The following is an 18,613-nucleotide window of genomic DNA, read 5'->3' on the forward strand; positions in this document are numbered from 1 at the left end:
AACTCATTCCTTATTCAGACATTGCGCAAGAAGTATTTTGTCCAGTTCGGCAAAAGGCATCTCTCGCTCCGGGTGCCACATTATCCCCATGACTGGCAGATGTTCGTGGGTGAAAGCCTCGACAACACCGTCATCACTCCGCGCCAGCACCTGCAGGGGTGCGCGGAGCTCTCGGCACGCCCACTGGTGATAGCTATTGACCGAAAAAGTACGGCCATTAATCGACACCTGATGACGGTTACCTACATGTCCTGTCACGCGCTCTAGGGGAATGCCGAACGCATCCAGCACCAGTTGCGCGCCACGGCATAGTGCGAAAAGCGGAATCTGCTCAGCCAGCGCACGGGCCAATAAAGCACGCTCCACGGCATCACGTTCGGGGGCATCTCCGCCGTAGCTAGCCAAATCATTCCCACCAGAAAGAATCACAGCACAGGGACGCAGATGCTCCCATAGCGCCGCTAATCTCTCGAGGTTATTAGGTACAGGCACAGGCAGCAGGTCACTCGCTGCCAGCCAATCCAACAGGCGCTGATCGAGCGTATCGCGGCGCTCACCTCGATCAGGCAAAACGTCGACCCGCTGACTGACCAGCACCGTCTTCACCGCAACACCTCAACTCGACGATTCGCACAATCGATGCTGAGCACCTGCGCTGCCGCCCATTTACGATAAAGCACCTCACCGGCGCCGATCACCGCCGGCAAACCCAGTTCGTTGGCGCGAATCGCCATATGTGAATTGGCTCCACCGTACGCCGTGATGAAGCCCGCTATACGGTGAGAAAAAATCCAATCGAAACCGGGGTCGGCACTGGGAATAACCACAATGGCCCCTTGCAACCGATCACGCTGCAGGTAGTCCACTACGGCAGCCGTAACCTGACGCTGAGTAATAAAATTTGGCTCGGTCTGGGGCATGTGGAAACAGAGTGCATCCTCTGCCCGAGTAATCAGCGGCGGTAGAACAATCTGGCAAGTCTCGGCATAGCGCCGGCGCCCTTCCTCGATACTGGCCGCAATTAACTCCTTAGGGTCGGCGCTGGCGGCATGCAGCTCTTTGATAACCTGGATATTGGCGTAAGACATGTCATCAGCACTAAAGCCCAGGTCTTGGCCCAATTCACGAAATAGCGTGAGCGCATCCGACAGGTTGCGTGTGAAGACGAACTTGGCGTACTCACGCAACTCGATGCCTGCTTGAAGAAAATCGAACAATCCCACCACATCGTGAGACAACCCATGCTCGCTTAGCAGCCGGCTGATCTCACGCATCTGCGCCAATGACAGGGCAAAACGCGCCTCATCGGGGCGAGGTTCAACAGCCATGCGCTGCCAGTCGAAATACAAGTCAGGGGCTTCGTCATAGCGCGGCGATAGGATGTCGTAGGTTCCGGGACGCAAATGCCCGTAACGAGCGAGAAAGGTCGTGCGATTGAGCTGCTCAAAATCCTGTGTCATCTGCCCGCTGACAGTGGACAAACCACTGAGAAAAGCATCGTATTCGACTTGATTGAGCACACCGACAGTGACCAGCGAGCGCAGCAATTGCACCGCAATGAATCCGGCGCGTGCCAAGCCTGCAAACGGCAGAGTGCCGTAGCGGCGACAATCTTCCAGCAACCAATAGATGCGGGTGACCGGGTCGGTGTCCGCACCAAGTATTTCATCACGACGCGCCAATAGAACATCGAGCTTTTGCCGATCCGTACGCCACAACCCCGTTTCATTGTGCACGATACGATTGGTCAGATTACGCAGACTGTCTGCCAACCGCTCGCATTCGGCCTCAGTAAATCCTTCGTTCTGCAAGGCTTGCAAACGTTGTGGCAAGTCCAATGTGTAGCAGGAGAAAACGATTTCAAACTCGATCTTGTCATGCAGGTTCGGCGCAGCCAGCAAGCGCTCAATGTAATAATTGACCAGCTTGTCAGCTAGCGCCCCTTCTATATCACGGGGGATGAACGAGTTGAAGCTGACGCGCACATCGATATACGGCAAGCCATGGAAGTGCAGCATTAACGGGAAACTGCGAAGGTTGCGATAACCGTAATTATTGCGCTGGTAGGCCCAAATCATATCGGTGACCAGCTCGCGATACAGCGACAATGCCAATGGCCGAGGGCGCACACCAATAATCTCTGCCGGGTTCCAATCCGGCATCACGCCGAACACCGTTCGCTCGCCATGCAAAAAAGGTTGCGGCCGAATTCCCTGGGCGATGCGCTCATGAATCAAACGAACCAGCTTGGCGTGGCTTTGCGTATCTGTCGGCTCGCCAGTCAGCACCAAGGGGCGAACCTGGAGCAGGAACAACCGCCCCTGCTTATCCATGGCAAATTCGATGTCGATGGCCTGTCGACCAAACAGGTTCTGCAACTCTCGCAACACGTCCACCACCGGTGCCAGATCCAACGGAACCTGGGTCGCGGAGTGGTGGGCGTAAAAGGTTTTGAGCTCGTTGGAGCGCCCCGACGTTACGCTGTCTGTTAGGCCGCTACTTTCATCATAATTAATCACGAAATAAGGGGCCAAGGTGGCTGGGTCAAGCCCAAAGCCAACGCCCGCAAGGCTCACATCCGTGACCATCGGCTGCACGAAAAACTGATCATCCGGCCATGCGGCCTGACCGCCCATGGAGTCAAGCACGCGTTCGACGGCGGCCTCGACCTCATCGTGGGTGACATTCAGATAGGACTCGTACTCACCCGCTGCCGAGGCCTGCTCACCGTCCTCACGAGCGCTGCTACTGCGCACGGCCATGTAGGGCCAATCCGCCTCATGTAAACGCGTCAAGCAAGCTCCGGCATTCAGTCGCCAGTCAGCTACAGTAAACAACACTTGGGGCAATACAATAGCGCCCTGCAAACGGCCAGCCAGCAGTGCGAGCGTTCCCGCTTTGGTGGAAAAAGCCAGTGCCTGATCGGTCATGTTTTTCGTCGATTCCTTCAAAATTGAACATGCCGCACTGCCCCACTGCTAGAGCAATAAAACTACCTATTAACGCAACTGATTAAACAAATTCAGCCCAGCAATCTTCACATAGCTCTGCTGCGCTGCCTCAAGGACGATAGTTTGAAATGACAGGCGCGAGAGTGCTTCTGCGTAGTCTAATTCGCGCAGGTCAGCTTGGACGGCTTTGTTGATCAGGGTGACATCTTCGTTATCGATTTCAGTCGTCTCGATCAAGTTGAGCCGTGCGCCGATCTCCGTTTGCACTTCAAGCACCTTGCCCAACCCGTTGTCTAGGTTGGTCAGCGCAATCGCGACCTCATTACGAACCCCCAGGTTGCCCGCAGGTGAGGTCGGGGAAGACTCCAGCGCCTGACGTAGACGGCTGATGGTGTTTAGGATGCTGATCTGCTCTTTGAATTGCGGCTGCACGCCGAATTCATCGCCACCGGCGGCAGCGGCAGGCGCAGACAAAGTGAAGTTGGCGCCATACACGCTAAAGGTTGCGGGATATGGACCACCAACAGAACCCGTGCTAAGAACTGGGCTACCCGGCCCTACCGGCTGGGAATAGACCTCGTAATTGCTGGCATCAGTGAACCGCAGCACCACGCCGGAGGTCGGGAATTGCCTATCGAAGGTCGCTTGGTTGCTGATACCCGCAGGCGCAATGATCGCAGTGGAATTATTGGTCGATGAGCGATTCACCGCAAAATCCGTTGGCGCCGACTGCAACGTAAAAGTGTGGGTATTGATACCAGGCGCACCGGCAGTGGCGGTATCTGCCAGAAGGTTATTCAGGTCAAGTTCGTTATCCCCGGGCTTCAGCACGACATCTAGCTGGAAACGCATCCCTCGAAAGGTAATGGCGGTACCGTTGTTAGTCAGTGGGTCAATCAATCCAGCACCCGGCACCTCCGACGTTACGTCCGCGCCAGCGCTGTCATAAATACGGAACTCTTTACCGCTGACGAATGCCAGCGAATAAGGCTCACCGGAGCGAAAATTGCTGTTAAACGCTTGGTTGTCCTGCACCAGCCCTGGCGACATAAAGATCCGCTGATCCGCTGCAGGTAATGCCGGAACGGTAGTGGCTGGCAAAGGCGGTGTCGGTAATGCCGGATTGTTGACACCGAGCGTATTCACAACCCGGTTGGCATTAGTCACCTCTTCGAAAAGGCGCTTGCCGTTGTCATTGATCGCTACATTGCTGGAGCCTGCAACCTGAAGGGTGCGCTGCCCTTCATCACCTTGGTAGGAATAGGTGCCGTCGGGGTTGCGCTGGAAGGGTTCAGTTTTCCCGAGAAAACCGCTGAACAGGTATTCACCGCGAGCATTGCGACTGTTCATTAAGTTCAGCAGCTCGCCCTCACGCTCACTTAGCTCTTTGGCAAGTGATTTGCGGTCTTCAGCCGATAACGCACCGCCGCCAGCTTGCACCGCCAATTCGCGAACACGCTGCAGTACATTGACTACCGAAGTGATGGTGGTTTCTTCTTGGGCCAGACTGTTCTTTGCAGCGGTGAGGTTTTCCTTGTACTGACCAAGCACTGCCTGTTGTTGTTCGAGTTGCAGCAGGCGCACCGAGGCTACCGGGTCATCAGCCGGAGTAAGAATACGATTGCCGCTGCTAATCTGCTCCTGAGTGCGAATCAGATTTGCATAGTTACGCCCCAGGCCGCTAACACCGTTATTGAACGCTTGGATTGAAGAGATGCGCATAACCATAAAACTAACCTCGAGGTTCTAGACCGCACGCAACTGGTGCGTCAGAACGTGTTAATCAGTGTATCGAACAGGCTGCGGGCAACTTGAATAATCTGTGCTGAGGCTTGGTAATACTGCTCGAATTGGATCAGCTTAGCGGCTTCTTCATCAAGGTTGACCGCCGAAATCGAATCGCGATTATCAGTAGCCTGTTTGAGGATAGCCCCAGTGGCCTCACCATCAACCCGCGCCTGACTGGTCAGTGTGCCCACCCGCTCCACTAAATCTCCGTAAGCGTCAGTAAAGCTTGAACCTGTGGTTGCAGGCGCTAGGGGATTGATACCAATGACCGCTCGATTCTGCAGGTCGATTAGCTTCAAAGCGTTACGGTTATCGGATACACCATTGGTGTTAAACGATACAGAGAAATTATCGCCGCTCTGAGGCCGACCACTGACACTCACTTCGTAATCAAAAGGCACCGGTACAGGAGGCGGCCCGGCTGAGGCGGGCACAGTAATGGTCAACTTATTATTCTGCCCCGGCACGATGACACCGGTATCAATAGCAGGACCGCCACTAAGGTTAAACACCTCATAACTCTGTACACCTGCTGTAACTGCCCCCATCACGATGCGCAGTGGCGGTGCGTTGCGTAGGCTGGTTTCCAGATTAGTTTGAGCCACCGGGTCGTAGATATCGATTTCAGTTTTCAGTGTCGGCTGGCTGATCACGCCAGTGCCAATATTCGCTGGGCTGGTTTGCGATTTCAGCGGAGCAGCAAAGGCTAGCTCCTCTGGCCGCTTCATGTCGGCACGCATAGACTCGCCGGCATTACGCGCCGGCATAACCCGAAAGCGATCACCCGCAGCAAACGTACCGCTGGCCACGTTCAGTGAGATGCCTTCGAACTGCGCAGCCGGAACCGCCGTGATATCAAAAGGACCAAAACTGGTACCGTCGCTGATGCGTCGCGCGGTGAAATCTGTAGCAGTGGTGAACTCAATCTCATAGTCGCTTGTGCTGAGCTGGGTGGTGTCTTCGATCAACACGTTGAGGTTGGCTGTGGTGTCACTGTTACCCACACGCGCCAAACTGCGTTGACCAATTAGCAACGGATCATTCAGCTCACGAAATAAACCATTACCGAACTGACCATTGAGATCCAAGCCCTGCCCAAGCTGACGATTGACTTGATCGGTGACCGACAGCGCCAGTCGCCCGACTGAGTTAAGCGTGGTATCCAGCACGTCTTCGCGGTAGCGGATCAGCCCGCCCATCTCGCCGCCAGTGATTAACGAGGTAATACCTTGGCGCGAATTGCCGCTGACAAACTGCACTTCACTGCGCAGCGGATCGGACAAGCCGGGGACCACTTCAAGTCGTGACGCGGTACTGCCTACTACCAAGGGCTGGCCCGAACCGACAAAAAGGTTGTAGCTGTTGTCGTCTTGGGAAACCACGGTTACACCAATAAAAGTCGACAACTTGCGCACAGCCTCTTCACGCGCATCAAGCAGATCATTAGGCTGCTTGCCGTTGGCTGCAGCCACTGCGATTGCATCGTTGTAACCCGCTATTGATGTTGCCAGTTGATTGACTTGGTCACTTACTGCAGAAAGCTGTTTATTGATAAATGCGTTTTGTTCGGATAGACGGTCGTAGACAGTATTGAAACGCTTGGCCAAACCTTCAGCCTCAGACAACGCTAATTGCCGAGCTGGAATATTGGCAGGGTCTTCTGCAGCGGTTTGCAGCGCAGCAAATACTTTTTGCAACCCAGGATTGACCCCAGTGGTAGTACCTGCCAGCAAGGAATCCAGCTGATTGATCTGGCCCAGATAGCTCTGGGTATCACTATTAAGTGCTGTGCTGCTGCGCACCTGCGTATTGAGAAATTCGCTGTAGATACGTCTTACATCGACCAGCGTTGTACCTGAGCCGATGTAACCGACGCCGCTGAACTGCGGAATACGCGTAGCCTGTATCGTCTCTTGGCGCGAGAAGCCGGGCGTATTGACGTTGGTGATGTTGTGGCCGGTGACCGCCAGCGAGGTTTTGTTCGCTGACAGCCCAGACAAGCCAATATTGAGGAGATCAGCCATGGTTCATCATCCGTTGGTGGACGGCGTACTGACGGCCGCGACTGTTTGGTAGGTCTGCATTTGCCGAGCGATCTGGGCGATTTTGCTGGCGTATTGCGGGTCGGTGGCGTAGCCGGCCTTCTGCAATTCGCGGGCAAACTGCTCGGGCTTGTCGGTAGTGGCTAAGGCTTTTTCGTAACGACCGTTGTTCTGCAAGAAGCTCACGTAATCATCAAAGCTGTGGGCGAAGGACTCATAGGCGCGGAATGAGGCCGCTTCCTTAACAGCTTTGCCGCCCTTGAACTCAGTGGTCAGCACGCGCGCTGAGTCGCCTTCCCAGGTGTTGTGGGTTTTGATGCCAAACAGGTTATGGCTGCTGCTGCCGTCTTGCTGACGAATAATTGATTTACCCCAGCCGGTTTCCAACGCGGCCTGTGCCACTAAATAGCGTGGGTCGACGCCAATCTTCTCGGCGGCTTGTTCAGCCATCGGCAACATGGCGGCAATAAATTCATCTTTCGAGCCAAAGGCTGCTTTGCCAGGCGCCAGTGGCGGCTGGGCAATACGCCGCCCGGTAATGGCGTCCATCCCACTCAAAGCCAGTGCTGTGTCTGCAGGGGCAGCAAACGTCTTGGCGGGTATCCAATCGTTTTGCGCCAGTGGCTGTGCGTCCGCCGCCGTAGCGGTCGGCACGATGCCCGCGAGCAAACGGTCTGTCAGTTTGCTGGGCAGGGACAAGCGCCGTTGGTTGAGCAAGGAGCTGTCATCGCGGCTGCTTTCAACCTGAGCCAATGGTTTAACCGGCGCAGCTGGGACCGCCTCGTTCACCTGAGCAAACGGATTGGGCCGGCTGTCGGCTTCTTTGATTTTGGACATCTGCCGCACCAACACGTCGGCCAAGCCAATACCGTTTTGGTGGTTGGACAAGGTGACCGACAGTTGTTGGTCGTGCATGTCTTGGTAGGTTTTGCTCTCGTTGCTGTTCATAAAGTTGCCCTCACCAAACGCCTCGTTAGCCGAGCGCATGGCTTTGAGCATTTCATTGAGAAACAGCGACTCAAATTCTTGAGCGACTTTCTTGATGTTTTTTTCGCTGTCGCCGCCCACCTTGAACTGCTGCAAGCGGCCTAGGTCGTTATAGGCGCCACTGTCTACCGGGCTTTTAGCCCCACCGAGTAAACCGGCTGAGAGTCGAGAGTCCATTTTGGGCGTGCCCTCCCTTAAATCACAATCAGGTCAGCCTGCAGAGCGCCGGCTTGCTTAAGCGCCTCCAGGATGGCCATAAGGTCGGAAGGCGAAGCGCCCACCTGATTCACCGCGCGGACGATTTCATCCAGCGTGGTCCCGGGGCCGAACTTGAACATGGGCTTGGCTTCTTCATCAGCATTGACCCGTGAGCGCGGCACCACAGCCGTCTGGCCGCCGGACAAAGCGTCTGGCTGGCTGACAATCGGATCTTCGGTAATGGTCACTGTCAGGCTGCCGTGGGTGACTGCAGCCGGCTGCACGCGCACGTTTTGGCCAATCACGATGGTGCCAGTACGCGAGTTGATGATGACCTTGGCCACAGCCTGGCCGATCTCAACTTCGAGGTTTTCCAGAATGGATAAGTAGTCCACCCGCTGACCCGGGTCGAGGGGCGCGCTGACGCGGATCGAACCTCCATCGAGCGCTTGGGCCACACCTGGGCCAAGCAGCTCGTTGATGTGGTCAACAATATTTTTTGCAGTGGTGAAATCTGGACGATTGAGGTTGAGCGTCAGGCTGTTGCCTTGATCAAAACCGCTCGGTACCGGCCGCTCGACCATTGCCCCGCCGGGTATACGCCCTGCCGATGGCACGTTGACGGTGATGCGTGAGCCGTCGCCGCCTTCGGCGTCAAAACCACCGACCACTAAGTTGCCTTGGGCGATGGCGTATACGTTGCCGTCGATACCTTTAAGCGGGGTCATCAGCAAGCTGCCGCCACGCAGGCTTTTCGCATTACCGATGGAGGATACGGTGATGTCGATGGTCTGCCCGGGCTTTGCGAACGCCGGTAGGTCAGCATGGATCGACACCGCCGCGACGTTTTTCAGCTGCACGTTGCCACCCGCCGGCACCTTGATACCGAACTGCGCCATCATGTTATTGAAGGTTTGCACGGTAAACGGCGTCTGGGTGGTTTGGTCACCGCTGCCGTTAAGGCCAACCACCAAGCCGTAACCAATTAACTGATTACTGCGCACACCTTGGATGCTGGCAAGGTCTTTCAGCCGTTCGGCCTGAGCCATTGAAGCCAGTAACACAGCGGCAGCGGCGATGAGGTATTTACTAAGCGTCATGGTGACCATCCTCAGAACGGCCACATTGGGCTAAGAAAGAAACGGCTCATCCAGCCCGGCTGCGAAGCATCAGCAAAGGCACCGGTCCCCGAGTAGGTGATGCGAGCATCGGCGATGCGGGTCGAGGACACGGTGTTGTCAGTGGCGATGTCATCGGAGCGGACCAAGCCGGCAATGCGCACCAGTTCGTCGCCGGTATTAAGGGTCATCCACTTTTCCCCGCGCACCAGCAGAATGCCATTGGGCATCACTTCGGCCACCGATACGGTGATTGAGCCGGTAAGGCTGTTGCTTTGCCCAGCAGCGCCAGAACCATCCGCTGAACGCGCTGCATCGAAGCTGGCGTCCAGACCTAAGGTGTCATTGTTCAGGCCCAGCGCACCGATGGAGGCCAGCGGATTTTTCGGCGTTACCGCCATGCCGAACAGGTTGGGTATGCCGAGGTTGGCCGAGCTGTCTTTGCTGACCTGGCTGTTGCTGTTCTTGCTGGCTTGGGTGCGCTCATTGAGGGTAATGGTAATGATGTCGCCCACGCGGTAAGCCTTGCGGTCACCGAACAAGCCATTGTCAAAACCAGCTTGGTAGATGGAGCCATTATTTTGCGAGGCAGGCAGCGGCGTGCGCGGCATTACCGGGGCGTAATAGGGATCGTCCGGCTTAGGCGCGGGCGCCATGCAGCCGCTCAATGCCAGAGGGCCAAGCAGTGCACTTAGAATAATTAGCCGGTTCATATCGATTACCTCAGTTGTTGCATTCTGCTAGGTGAGGACCTTGTTGGGTTACGCCGCTTCGCGTCTAACCCGCCCTACGCCATTAAAGATTCTGTGAAATAAAGCCGAGCATCTGGTCCGCAGTGGAAATGACTTTGGAGTTCATTTCATAGGCGCGCTGAGTGGTGATCATGTTCACCAGCTCCTCCACCACACTGACGTTGGAGTTTTCCAAGGTGTTTTGCAGGGTGGTACCTAGGCCATTCAGGCCCGGTGTGCCGACTTGCGGCGCCCCGCTGGATGCAGTTTCCAAGAACAGGTTATTACCGATAGCCTCCAGCCCCGCCGGGTTGATGAAATCGGAAATCTGCAAGTTACCAACGATCTGCGGCTGCGGGTTGCCGGCAGTGGTGACGGATACGGTGCCGTCTTCGCCGACAGTAAAGGTGCGCACTTCATTGGGCAGAACAATGGCCGGCTCCAATGCATAACCGTTAGAGGTCACCACCTGGCCATCGGAGTTGAGGTGGAAACTGCCGTCGCGGCTGTAAGACACCGTGCCGTCTGGCAGCAACACTTGGAAGAAACCGCGACCGTTAATCGCCATGTCTAGCGGTTGTTCGGTGGTTTGCAGGCTACCGGCGGTGAAGATTTTTTGCGTGCCCACCACTCGCACCCCGGTACCCAGCTGCAAGCCAGACGGCAGTTGGCTGTCTTGGCTAGACTGGCCGCCCGGTTGACGACGAATTTGGTACAGCAGGTCTTCAAACTCGGCGCGATCACGTTTAAAGCCGGTGGTCGAGACGTTGGCCAAGTTGTTGGAAATGGTGGTCAGGTTCATGTCCTGAGCGGACAAACCCGTCTTACTGACCCACAGTGCCGGAAGCATATCGATTCTCCTCGGGCGTCGTATTACCGACGCCGCGTGCTGGTAATTAGGTCATTTGCAAGACGCGCGCCATGGCTGCCGAATTGTCTTCGGCAGTGCGCATCATCTTCACTTGTAATTCAAATTGGCGAGACAGCGAGAGGATCGCGGTCATCTCTTCCACGGCGTTGACGTTGCTTGACTCAAGAAATCCCGAAGTGATTTCCGTAGTTGCATCGGCCTGCACCGGGCCTTGGCCTTTGAAGCGAACCAAACCGTCGGTGCCCTTCTCCATTTGTTTGAGGTCCGGATTGACCAGCTTTAAGCGGTCAACCTCAGCCAACACATTTGGCGCTTCACCCAGCGCACGAATGCTGATGGTGCCGTCTTTACCGATTTCGATTTTCTGCTCAGGCGGCACGGCAATTGGTCCGGCGTTGCCCATCACCGGCAAGCCATTGCCGGTGCGCAAAACACCCAGCGCATCAACGTTCAAGCTGGCAGTGCGCACATAGGCTTCGGTGCCGTCAGGAGCCTGCACCGCCAACCACCCTTTGCCGCCAATCGCCACGTCCAGATCGCGACCGGTTTCTTGCAGCGAGCCTGGCGTGAAATCAGTGCCGGGGCGCTCACTCATGGCATAGACCCGCGACGGTAAACCGTCACCGAAGATCGGCATGGAGCGCGCCTGCTCGAAATCCCGGCGAAAGCCATTGGTGGTGATGTTCGCTAGGTTGTTGGCGTGGGCACGCTGGGCCAGGGTGTTGTTGTGGGCGCCAGTCATGGAAACGTACAGCATCTTGTCCATGGTTATTCTCCGAGTTGGGCGTGTCGCCCGTTGCTCTATACAAGGTATAAAGCAATGCTTGTGCCAGCACTCAAAAAATAAAGATAACTAATTGTTTTATATGAATTTTAATAAATAAAAAGGCTCCGAATGGAGCCTTACAAACAATCAAGTGGCGTATTTTTGCCGCCGCCGACAGGCACGTGCCTACCGCCGGCCAACCCGATTAACGCAGGTTGATAATGGTCTGAGTCACCGCACTCTCAGTTTCGATGGTCTTGGCGTTGGCCTGGTAGTTACGCTGAGCGACGATCAAGTTGACCAGCTGATCGGACAACTCAACGTTGGAGTCCTCCAGCGCGCCAGACTGCAACGCACCTAAGGTGCCGCTGCGCGGCGTGCCTCGTACCGGCTCACCTGACTCAAAAGACTGCACCCAAGCGGTTTTACCCACTGGCGTCAGCCCTTGCACATTGGCGAAGTTGGCCAAGATAACCTGCCCTTGAATATTCGACTGGCCATTGGTGTACCGGGCAAAAATCACCCCGGTATCGTCGATTTCAAGCCCTGCCAACTGGCCAGTGGTGTAACCATCTTGGCTGACGCTATTGACCGCGAAGGTGCTGGCAAATTGAGTGGCCTGACGTAAATCAACATTCACCCCGGTCGCACTCGCGGTTGCGCCGTTGCTTGACCATACCGGCGGGATCGCTGTGTCTGGCGCTGCCGGCACCCAGGTGGTGAGGTCGATGGTGCCGTCTGCGCCCACGCTAAACCCGGTTGGAGCAGAAGCAATAAGAGCGGGGATATCTAGCTGACCCGCTGAGGTGAACTGCAGGTCAACCGAAGAAGGCGTGGTCAGGGCTGGGTTGTCCGGGCTGCGGCCATCAATCAACACGTTCATCTGCCAGTTGTTTGGCCCGGTCTTGAGAAAGTACTGGGTAAACACATGGGAGTTACCCTGAGTGTCATAAATATTGGTCGACGTTGATGAGTTGTAAGACGTGGGGTCAGCCGGATCAAATGGCACCGTGGTCGGCACTAAGTTGGTGGAGTTAAGGTTAAACGTTTGGTCCAGATTACTGGTCGGTAACGGTGCTTGGCTGGCCGTCTGGATTTGCAGGTCAGCCACCACACCATTCTGCAAATTATTATTAGCATCCACCGTATAACCCTGCAGTTTGTAGCCAAAGTTATTGACCATAAAGCCGTCACGGTCGGTACCGAAGTAGCCAGCACGGGTGTAGCTCACATCGCCGTTATTGCTGGTTTGAAAGAAGCCATTGCCGTTGATTGCTAAATCTAGGGCGTTTTGCGTGTTGTTAATGTTGCCTTGGTTAAACAGCTGCGACACGTTGGCGAGCAATACACCGCTGCCTTGAGGATTCTTACCAGAACCCAAAACAGACGCGGCATATACATCGGCGAACTCGGCGCGTGATTGTTTAAAGCCTGCAGTGCCCGCGTTGGCGATGTTGTTGCCGGTCACATTGAGGTCGCTGGTGGCGGCACGCAGACCGCTAAGACCGATATTGAAACCCATGGAAGACTCCTTTGCCGGACAGCCGGCAGCTAAAACCTGGCTAAAAGCTGTTGGTTACTGACCGATCATCTGCACTTGCGACATAGGCACACTACCAAGCCCGGCAAGGTTCAACATCAGCTCACTGCCGCCCAAGGTCACGCTGTCAACGTTGGCCGGTAGCAGGGTGTAAAGGCCCTTAGTGCCCTCGGCATAAGATGCCTGCGCTTCAAATTTGTAGGTGCCCGGCGGCAATAGATTGCCGCTGGCATCTTTGCCATCCCAAATAAAGCTGACGTTACCGGCCGCTTGCTCACCCAGGTTGATGCGGCTTACCGCAGCACCGGACTTGTCGTAAATATTGACGGCGACGTTACTGCTGCTGGTTGGCAAAATCAGGCTAGCTTTGAAGCTCTCGCTGGTATCAACCACAGCTTTGTCGCCCGGCACGATCACCTTGCGGCCCACCAGTGACGAGGCCTGCAGCGCCTGAGAAGACTGATAGCCGGTGACCAGCGAACCCATGCTGGTATTCAATTTTTCAATGCCCTCAACCTGGCTGAACTGCGCCAGCTGGGCGATAAACTCACCGTTGCTTTGCGGCTCCAGCGGGTTCTGGTTATTCAATTGGGCCACCAGCAGATTGAGGAACTCGTTCTTGCCGAGTTCCTTCTTCTGGTTGCTGTCTTGTTTGATCTGGTATTGATCCATCGTCGAAAGGCTGACATCGCCAACAGTACTCATAACCCTGCACTCCTTATTCGCTGGCTTACTGACCCAAGGTCAATACGCGCTGCATCATCTGTTTGGCGGTGTTCATCAATTCGGTGTTGGTCTGGAAGGCCCGGCTGGCGGAAATCATGTCAGCCATTTCTTCCACCACATTGACGTTGGGGTAATAGACGTAGCCGCCTTCATCCGCCGCTGGGTGGTTAGGTTCATAGCGCGGCATCAGGCTGCTCTGGTCTTCAACCACGCCCAGCACCTGAACCCCGGCACCGGCATTGTCTTGGTCGGCAAACAGCGAACCACGGTCACCGCCTTGCGCGGACTGATAAACGGTGGCGAACACCGGGTGCCGCGCGCGGTAGGTTTGGTCAATGCTTGAGGAGACAGTCTCGGCGTTGGCGATGTTGCTGGCGATGGTATTAAGGCGAGTGCTCTGGGCACTCATACCCATCCCGGCGATATTAAAAACACTGCTAAGTGACATGGCTTCAGGCTCCTATTAGTCGCCGCGCAGGGCACTGGTCAGCCCTTTGAACTTGCTGTTGAGCAGGGTAAAACTGGCCTGGAATTGCACCGAGTTTTCCGCGTAATTGGATTGTTCGATTTGCAGATCAACGGTGTTCTGGTCGATCGATGGGCTCATTGGCGTGCGATAGGCGAGGCCCGCGTCACCGGCTGACAGGCCTTCAGCAGCAATGTGCTGGTTGTCTGTTCGATTCAGGCTGACCGCGCCGCGCGAGCCCTTGGCACTCTGCTCAGCCAAAACGCTGGCAAACTGCAGATCACGCGCCTTGAAGTTGGGCGTGTCCGCGTTGGCGATGTTGTTGGCCAACACTTCAGCGCGCTGGGTGCGGAAGCTGAGGGCTTTTTCGTGAATGCCGAGTGCTCTGTCGAAACTGATGCTCATGGTCAGAAACCTTTGCTCGTTGGCGGTACTGTTTTGCGTACAAGACCATAAGCAAAGCCTGTGCCATTTTATTTATTGCATATTTATCAGTCACTTAAGCTGTAGATGCGTTAATAAAAGCGGCAAAGCGGCAAGCGCTTTCCGCCCTCGGCAAGCAGGCGGCAAGGCGCTGGCAACGCAAGGCCGACGTCACGCGCAACAGGTTGCCGACCAGGGAGCATCACGCAATAACATTTAACTTTGACAAGCATTCTCATTAACATTAGTATCTTTAGCACCAGCCACTGCCCTGCCATGAGTGCTCACCATGTATGTCTGTCTTTGCGAAGGTGTTACTGACAGTCAGATCCGCGAAGCCATCTACGAAGGCTGCTGCAGCTACCGTGATGTGCGATCAACCTTGGGTGTTGCCAGCCAATGCGGCAAGTGCGCCTGCCTGGCCAAGCAAGTGGTACGCGAAACATTGAGCGAAGTGCAAAGCAGTCAGGCGGCCATGGCCTACCCGGCCAACTTTGTAGCGGCTTGATAGCGACGCACTGACAAACCGGACCTTGCGTCCGGTTTTTTATGCCCCGCTGTTTATAGCGCCACACACCCACACTCGCAACGCGGCTTAAGCCCGTGACAGCGCCAGCGCCAGCGCTCATAGTCTCTGGCCTTCCTATGTGCCGGCAAATCAACACGTTAGCGCTAAAATGCACACCTTAAACATACTTACTCAGACTGATTTTAACTTTGATTTCAACCGCTTAGGTTTGACAGTCGAAAACCTGCAGCCCAGAATCAGGCGCTAATTCCCCTGCAAGGCAGACGCAGACATGAAAAGCGACAAGAAGGTCATCCAGCATCTGAACAAGATCCTCGGTAACGAGCTGGTCGCGATCAACCAGTACTTCCTGCACGCACGCATGTATGAAGATTGGGGCCTGAAGAAAGTCGGCGAGCATGAGTACCACGCGTCCATCGACGCGATGAAGCACGCGGACAAGCTGATCAAGCGCATTCTGTTTCTCGAAGGCCTGCCTAATCTGCAAGACCTTGGCAAAATCCTGATCGGTGAAAACACCCAAGAAATGCTCGAATGCGACCTGAAAATCGAACACAAAGCGCACATCGACCTGAAAGCAGCGATTGCCTATTGCGAAAGCACCGGTGACTTCGCCAGCCGCGAGCTATTAGAAGACATCCTCTGCGCTGAAGAAGACCATATTGATTGGCTGGAAACTCAGCTCAGCCTAATCAAATCAGTCGGCCTGCAGAATTACCTGCAATCGCAAATGGCCGAATAAACGCCTGCGCCATAAACAACAAACCCCGCACTTGGCGGGGTTTGTTGTTTATGCAGCCTGCTTACGCGTCAGCTTTTTGCGTGGCGTCTTTGATCAGGGTCTGCAGCTCGCCCTTATCAAACATTTCCGCAAGGATATCGCTGCCGCCGACCAGCTCGCCACCCACCCACAGTTGCGGGAAGGTTGGCCAGTTGCCGTACTTTGGCAGGTTGGCGCGAATTTCTGGGTTTTGCAGAATGTCGACAAAGGCGAACTTTTCACCACACGCCATCACAACCTGTGACGCTTTGGAGGAAAAGCCGCACTGCGGAGCGTTCGGTGAGCCTTTCATGTACAGCAGAACGGTGTTGTTAGCGATCTGCTCTTTGATGGTTTCGATGATATCCATTGGGCACCTCAGGGCTTAACTTACCCGACTCTCGGGTCGGCACGGTGGCGGCATTGTAGCGAAAAGCCGAGCGTAATGCTCGGTCTTCCCGGTGACTTTGCACGCCTCAGCAAACCGCTGTCAGGCCGCCTCCACCTGTACCGGCACGCCGTTGAGCGCGGCGTTACCCGACAATGCGTCGAGTTGCCGCTCATCGGTCAGGTCGTTGGCGCTGGCGCCCGGTTGCGCACTGGCAATGCTCATCTGCACGCCCGGGCGCGCATGCCCCCAGCCATGCGGCAGGCTGACCACGCCCGCCATCATCTCGTCGCTGGCCGCTACTTGCACCTCAATCACCCCAACCCGCGAACGCACGCGCACTAACTGGCCGTCGCTGAGCCCGCGCTGGCTAAGGTCTGCCGGGTGCATCAGCAGCTGATGACGCGGCTTGCCCTTCACCAGCCGATGGTAGTTGTGCATCCACGAATTATTGCTGCGCACATGGCGACGGCCAATCAGCAGCAATTCGCCGACCATAGCCGCTGGCTCTGCAGCAAAGCGTTGCAGGTCAGCCATGATCACGCTTGGCGCAGCCTGCACCTGCTGGTTACTGGTTTTCAGCCTTGCCGCCAAGTTGGGCTTGAGCGCACCTAAGTCGAGCCCATGCGGGTGCTCACGCAGTGTGGCAAGGGATAGCTTATGGGCGGATTTATCGCCGTAAGTACCAAAGCGCAGGCCCATATCAATCATCTGCTCGGGGGCCATGGTCGGCTTCAGTGCGGCGCCCGTCTTGGCGGCAAACGCCTTGGCCAGGCCAACAAAGATTTCCCAGTCATGCAGCGCGCCTGCAGGTTTAGCCAGCACCGCTTCATTGAAGCGGGTGACATTGCGCACCGCGAACATATTAAAGGTGGTGTCGTAGTGATCATGCTCCAGCGGCCCAGTTGGCGGCAGGATCAAGTCGGCATAGCGAGTAGTTTCGTTGATGTAGAAGTCAATGCTGAGCATAAACTCCAAGCCATCCAGCGCCTGCTCCAGTTGACGACCATTGGGCGTGGACAGCACCGGGTTGCCGGCCACAGTGACCAATGCACGCACTTGCCCCTCGCCGGCGCTGAGCATTTCCTCAGCCAAGGCCGACACCGGCAATTCGCCGGCGTACTCCGGCAAACCGGAGACGCGGCTCTGCCAGCGGTTGAAATGACCGCCTGAGGTCGAGGCGACAATGTCCACCGCAGGCTCTGTGCACAGCACTCCGCCTACCCGGTCTAGGTTACCGGTCACCAGGTTAATCAACTGCACCAGCCACTGGCACAAGGTGCCAAAGGCCTGGGTCGATACGCCCATACGGCCATAACACACCGCCGATTCAGCGCTGGCAAAATCACGCGCTAACTGGCGAATAGTCATCGCTGGCACCCCGCAGCGTGCGCTCATGGCTTCAGCACTAAACCCGGCGATGGCTTGACGCACTTCATCCAGCCCAGTGATGGCTAAATGGCTGGCACGACCGAGGTTTTCTTCAAACAGGGTATTGAGTAGGCCAAACAACAGCGCCGCATCCTGCCCCGGCCGCACGAATAGATGCTGGTCGGCAATGGCCGCCGTTTCACTGCGTCGTGGGTCGACCACCACCAATTTACCACCGCGCTTCTGAATGGCTTTCAGGCGTTTCTCGACATCCGGCACGGTCATGATGCTGCCGTTAGACGCCAGCGGGTTGCCGCCCAAAATCAGCATAAAGTCGGTGTGGTCGATGTCTGGAATCGGAATCAACAAGCCATGGCCGTACATCAAATGGCTGGTCAGGTGATGCGGCAACTGATCGACCGAGGTGGCAGAAAACCGATTACGGGTCTTCAGCAGACCAAGAAAGTAGTTGCTGTGGGTCATCAGCCCATAGTTATGCACGCTGGGGTTGCCCTGATACACCGCTACGGCGTTCTGCCCATGCGCCGCTTGGATTGCACTGAAGCGCTCGGCCACCAGCTCAAACGCTGCATCCCAGTCAATCGCCTGCCATTCGCTGCCCACACGGCGCATCGGCTGGCGCAGTCGATCGGGGTCACTCTGGATATCTTGCAGGGCCACGGCCTTAGGGCAGATATGGCCACGACTGAACGTATCCTGAGCGTCGCCTTTGATTGAGCGGATCTGCGTGCTGCCATCGTCCATGGCTTCAGTTTCAATGGTTAGGCCGCAAATGGCTTCACACAGATGGCACGCACGGTGGTGGAGGGTCTTAGTCATGGCCGGGCCTCTTGTTATGTTCGATGCGCACAGCACCGTAAGCGTTGGACTATGGCGACTGGTTGCAGGCCACGCCAGCAGGGTTCGCCGCGTGAATTGCGCTGCATCAGGTCAGTCG

The 18,613-nt window shown here is 55.9% G+C and carries 17 protein-coding genes; 2 read left to right on the forward strand and 15 right to left on the reverse strand.

From position 1 onward, the window contains the following. Positions 1-3: 3 nt before the first annotated feature. The 13 genes from WF513_RS11585 to flgB all read right to left on the reverse strand — a co-directional run bounded on the left by WF513_RS11585 (position 4) and on the right by flgB (position 14,589). A complete protein-coding gene (locus tag WF513_RS11585; RefSeq protein ID WP_339079529.1) occupies positions 4-606 on the reverse strand; it encodes a gamma-glutamyl-gamma-aminobutyrate hydrolase family protein in 603 nt (200 codons plus the stop codon). Continuing rightward, complete coding sequence (locus WF513_RS11590; RefSeq protein ID WP_339079530.1) at positions 603-2,930, reverse strand: PEP/pyruvate-binding domain-containing protein; 2,328 nt, start codon at positions 2,928-2,930, stop codon at positions 603-605. The genes WF513_RS11585 and WF513_RS11590 overlap by 4 nt, the downstream gene beginning before the upstream one ends. A gap of 69 nt (positions 2,931-2,999) precedes the next feature. Further along, a complete protein-coding gene (locus tag WF513_RS11595; protein ID WP_339079531.1) occupies positions 3,000-4,679 on the reverse strand; it encodes a flagellar hook-associated protein 3 in 1,680 nt (559 codons plus the stop codon). Positions 4,680-4,720: 41 nt separating this feature from the next. Further along, positions 4,721-6,763: a flagellar hook-associated protein FlgK gene (flgK, locus tag WF513_RS11600; protein ID WP_339079532.1), complete on the reverse strand. Its 2,043-nt coding sequence runs from the start codon at positions 6,761-6,763 to the stop codon at positions 4,721-4,723. A 6-nt stretch (positions 6,764-6,769) separates the two neighbouring features. Then, entirely contained in the window at positions 6,770-7,945 is a 1,176-nt protein-coding gene (gene flgJ, locus WF513_RS11605; RefSeq protein WP_339079533.1) for a flagellar assembly peptidoglycan hydrolase FlgJ, read from the reverse strand. 17 nt (positions 7,946-7,962) lie between these two features. Then, positions 7,963-9,066, reverse strand: coding sequence for a flagellar basal body P-ring protein FlgI (locus tag WF513_RS11610; protein WP_339079534.1), 1,104 nt, complete (start codon positions 9,064-9,066; stop codon positions 7,963-7,965). 11 nt (positions 9,067-9,077) lie between these two features. After that, a complete protein-coding gene (gene flgH, locus WF513_RS11615; RefSeq protein ID WP_339079535.1) occupies positions 9,078-9,797 on the reverse strand; it encodes a flagellar basal body L-ring protein FlgH in 720 nt (239 codons plus the stop codon). A gap of 82 nt (positions 9,798-9,879) precedes the next feature. Next, positions 9,880-10,665 carry a flagellar basal-body rod protein FlgG gene (flgG, locus tag WF513_RS11620; protein ID WP_339079536.1) on the reverse strand — a complete coding sequence of 262 codons (786 nt, stop codon included), beginning with the start codon at positions 10,663-10,665 and terminating at the stop codon, positions 9,880-9,882. Positions 10,666-10,711: 46 nt separating this feature from the next. Then, positions 10,712-11,452 (reverse strand): flagellar basal body rod protein FlgF, encoded by a 741-nt coding sequence (locus WF513_RS11625; RefSeq protein WP_339079537.1) that lies wholly within the window; start codon positions 11,450-11,452, stop codon positions 10,712-10,714. A 205-nt stretch (positions 11,453-11,657) separates the two neighbouring features. Further along, entirely contained in the window at positions 11,658-12,974 is a 1,317-nt protein-coding gene (gene flgE / locus WF513_RS11630; RefSeq protein ID WP_339079538.1) for a flagellar hook protein FlgE, read from the reverse strand. Between the two features lie 54 nt (positions 12,975-13,028). Next, the gene (flgD, locus tag WF513_RS11635) at positions 13,029-13,697 is read right to left on the reverse strand and encodes a flagellar hook assembly protein FlgD (protein WP_339079539.1); all 669 of its coding nucleotides are present in this window, start codon (positions 13,695-13,697) and stop codon (positions 13,029-13,031) included. Between the two features lie 25 nt (positions 13,698-13,722). Next, positions 13,723-14,166: a flagellar basal body rod protein FlgC gene (flgC, locus tag WF513_RS11640; protein WP_339079540.1), complete on the reverse strand. Its 444-nt coding sequence runs from the start codon at positions 14,164-14,166 to the stop codon at positions 13,723-13,725. A 15-nt stretch (positions 14,167-14,181) separates the two neighbouring features. Beyond that, positions 14,182-14,589: a flagellar basal body rod protein FlgB gene (gene flgB / locus WF513_RS11645; RefSeq protein WP_339079541.1), complete on the reverse strand. Its 408-nt coding sequence runs from the start codon at positions 14,587-14,589 to the stop codon at positions 14,182-14,184. A 307-nt stretch (positions 14,590-14,896) separates the two neighbouring features. Here flgB and WF513_RS11650 point away from each other — a divergent pair, with 307 nt between their 5' ends. Together WF513_RS11650 and bfr are read left to right on the forward strand one after the other, a co-directional pair. Beyond that, positions 14,897-15,115 (forward strand): bacterioferritin-associated ferredoxin, encoded by a 219-nt coding sequence (locus WF513_RS11650; RefSeq protein ID WP_339079542.1) that lies wholly within the window; start codon positions 14,897-14,899, stop codon positions 15,113-15,115. Positions 15,116-15,407: 292 nt separating this feature from the next. Beyond that, positions 15,408-15,878, forward strand: coding sequence for a bacterioferritin (gene bfr / locus WF513_RS11655; protein WP_339079543.1), 471 nt, complete (start codon positions 15,408-15,410; stop codon positions 15,876-15,878). Between the two features lie 61 nt (positions 15,879-15,939). On the opposite strand, the gene grxD is transcribed toward bfr, so the two are convergent. Both grxD and WF513_RS11665 read right to left on the reverse strand, forming a co-directional pair. Continuing rightward, on the reverse strand, positions 15,940-16,266 hold the full coding sequence (grxD, locus tag WF513_RS11660; protein ID WP_339079544.1) for a Grx4 family monothiol glutaredoxin: 327 nt from the start codon (positions 16,264-16,266) through the stop codon (positions 15,940-15,942). A gap of 120 nt (positions 16,267-16,386) precedes the next feature. Beyond that, positions 16,387-18,495, reverse strand: a complete 2,109-nt coding sequence (locus WF513_RS11665) for a molybdopterin oxidoreductase family protein (protein ID WP_339079545.1) — start codon at positions 18,493-18,495, stop codon at positions 16,387-16,389. Between the last annotated feature and the right edge of the window lie 118 nt (positions 18,496-18,613).

The sequence above is a fragment of the Pseudomonas sp. TMP9 genome (genome assembly GCF_037943105.1).
In the GTDB taxonomy this organism is placed as follows: domain Bacteria; phylum Pseudomonadota; class Gammaproteobacteria; order Pseudomonadales; family Pseudomonadaceae; genus Aquipseudomonas.